General features: G+C 34.4%; 4 protein-coding genes. 1 reads left to right on the top strand and 3 read right to left on the bottom strand.

Features of this window, described 5'->3' with window-relative positions; translation table 11 throughout:
- Positions 1-323: 323 nt before the first annotated feature.
- From RHOW815_RS07855 to RHOW815_RS07845, 3 genes are all read right to left on the bottom strand, one after another.
- On the bottom strand, positions 324-890 hold the full coding sequence (locus tag RHOW815_RS07855; protein WP_215217747.1) for an iron-sulfur cluster assembly accessory protein: 567 nt from the start codon (positions 888-890) through the stop codon (positions 324-326).
- 13 nt (positions 891-903) lie between these two features.
- Positions 904-1167, bottom strand: a complete 264-nt coding sequence (locus RHOW815_RS07850; protein WP_215217746.1) for a 2Fe-2S iron-sulfur cluster-binding protein — start codon at positions 1165-1167, stop codon at positions 904-906.
- Positions 1168-1273: 106 nt separating this feature from the next.
- A complete protein-coding gene (locus RHOW815_RS07845; protein WP_138106279.1) occupies positions 1274-1465 on the bottom strand; it encodes a hypothetical protein in 192 nt (63 codons plus the stop codon).
- Between the two features lie 401 nt (positions 1466-1866).
- Here RHOW815_RS07845 and RHOW815_RS07840 point away from each other — a divergent pair, with 401 nt between their 5' ends.
- Entirely contained in the window at positions 1867-2232 is a 366-nt protein-coding gene (locus tag RHOW815_RS07840) for a DUF4277 domain-containing protein (RefSeq protein WP_215217745.1), read from the top strand.
- Positions 2233-2322: the final 90 nt, after the last annotated feature.

Here is a 2322-nt window from a genome sequence, read left to right as displayed (position 1 = left end):
TGGAGCGAAGAATCTAAAATAGTTTTCTTCAAAAAGACTCCGCAGAGAACCCTGGACTTATCTCCCGCATTAAACTTTGCTGTCCTAAGATCTTAAAAACGCCTTTTATTTTGCAAGCAAAATATCGGCTCGGAGAGCTTATGAAGAATTAAGAGAATTTATATTCCCCTTGTGTGCAATTAGAGAACTCGTTTGCATTCAAATTAAGAGTTTGAATATATAAACATTTTTATACAAAAGATAACATCTTCTTGCAAGATGGAGCAGTTTTTTCAAAAAAACCTAGTTATGCAATTCTTAATTTGAAATCAAACTAGTATACATTAATAACTTTGCGACTTGCCGCAACCACAAGATGTTTTTGCATTGGGGTTACTGATTTTAAATCCAGCACCGTTTAAACCTTCTGTATAATCAATTTCAGAGCCGATTAAACGGTCCACGATGGTTTTTTTTACGTGAATTTGCACACCATGAGATTCAAATACTTGATCATCTTCTTCCGCTGTTTGAGAATAGTCTAAAACGTACTCAAATCCATTACATCCCGCTGCGCGATCCGCGAAACGCAAACCCCAATTATCCTTGCCTTCTTCTTGTAAAATCTGGCAAAACTTCTCAGCAGCACGCTTGGTAAGCGTAATTGTTGTAGGGTCGATTTTTTCTGCTAAAACGCTATTTAATCTCTCGACTAACTGTTCAATCTGTTCTTGTACGAAACCATGACCTAGCATTCCACCCTCAAGGGTTTCCCATGTAGCAGCGCCACATCCAACGCAATGCAAACCAATATTAGTCATTTCTTGAGCTAACTTTTGACTTTTATGAGGAAAAGAAGATAAAATTTCTTCAATCGTCATTTCTTTTGCAATCTTTTTTTCTTGAGACATACGTACACTTTTTTTAATGTTTAATTTTTACAGAACCACTTATTATCTTACACTGACAAGCCAGGCGCTCGCAATGCAATTCTCCTAAGAAATCTTGCTCTTCTTGAGTAAACTCCGATAAATTTTCCATACCTTCTGTTACCTCAATCACACAAGTTCCGCATACGCCTTCAGTACAAGCAAAAGGAACTCCTGCGTCCTCGCATGCTTCTTGAATAGATGACCCATCTTCAAGAATTTTTTCCTCGTTTGTATTTTCCAAAAGCAATTTAGCCATTTTTTCCTTTCACTGTTAAGAAAAAAAGTATAGCATAGGCACTAAAAGTTTGTAAAGAAATTAAGGGAAGAGAAATCTTCCCTTAAAATGAAGTAAATAAAAAAGCTTAATTTAAAGAACTCTCGTCTGGATATTCTACTAAAAGTTCTTCCATAGCAAATTTTAAAGTGCTTATTCCTTCTAGAAATCCGCAACGTATAAGCATCTCATTAATTTGAGTATACTCTGTTTCAAGCTGATCAACCTGACTTTCTAATCTTGCCAATCGAGCTCTGAGTTGATGATCTGTCTTGTCCATTTTGTATTACCCCTTCCTTCTAAGGAAGATTAAATGTTTTTTTATATTTTTATAGACAATTCAAACATTAACAAGAAATTAGACATCTGACTTTATTATACATAATAATAATAAAACATACTATTAAAACATTTTATTTAGACAAGAATTGTTAATATTACATTAATACTCAAATAAAATTATTATTATATATTACAAAATCAATCTAATTAAAAAACAGCTATATTGGTTTGATTTCAAATTAAAAATTGCATAACTGGGTTTTTTTGAAAAAACTGCTCTATCTTGCAAGAAGGGGTTATTCTTTTTATAAAAATATTTATATACTAAAACTCTTAATTTGAATAGATCTCTCCTACATTCCTACCCCTAGCGTATATTTTTGGAAAAAGAGATGCGGTATGGTAGAGGTTTCAGAAGGAGAAATTCAAACGACAGTAATGGGCCATCATGGCTTAGTGGTTGCCATTTGTCAGGACTTAAAAATTGCTGAAAGGATTGATAATCGTCTGCCATCAGGCCCTCAAAGGAAAGTTAGTCCAGGAATAGCAGCGGTGGCTATGATCATCAATGGTCTGGGCTTTACGAATAGAACTTTGAACTATACAGGAAAGGTTTGCTGGCTCAGTCAAAAACAGCTTGAGCAACTAAAAATCTATGTAAAAGAAGAAGCACCCCATTCGGCTAAACAAGTGATTAATTTTGCCAAAGACCGCTTTGGAATATATTACACGCCATCAGCTATGGTTTCTTTACTGCTAGGTTAATGAGATAAACATCCACTTTCAAAGCCAACAACGATTTCTTGAAAATCTCTTTTGGAAAAATAATCTGCTAGTAAATCAGGATCTGTTTTT

This window comes from Candidatus Rhabdochlamydia sp. W815, assembly GCF_018642185.1.
Classification (GTDB): Bacteria; Chlamydiota; Chlamydiia; order Chlamydiales; family Rhabdochlamydiaceae; genus Rhabdochlamydia; species Rhabdochlamydia oedothoracis.
This window is presented reverse-complemented; position numbering and strand designations above follow the sequence as displayed.

What these genes read in the sequence shown, in the direction of transcription:
- RHOW815_RS07855 (WP_215217747.1), bottom strand. Translation starts at nt 890, where the DNA reads ATGTCTCAAGAAAAAAAGATTGCAAAAGAAATGACGATTGAAGAAATT.
- RHOW815_RS07850 (WP_215217746.1), bottom strand. Translation starts at nt 1,167, where the DNA reads ATGGCTAAATTGCTTTTGGAAAATACAAACGAGGAAAAAATTCTTGAA.
- RHOW815_RS07845 (WP_138106279.1), bottom strand. Translation starts at nt 1,465, where the DNA reads ATGGACAAGACAGATCATCAACTCAGAGCTCGATTGGCAAGATTAGAA.
- RHOW815_RS07840 (WP_215217745.1), top strand. Translation starts at nt 1,867, where the DNA reads ATGGTAGAGGTTTCAGAAGGAGAAATTCAAACGACAGTAATGGGCCAT.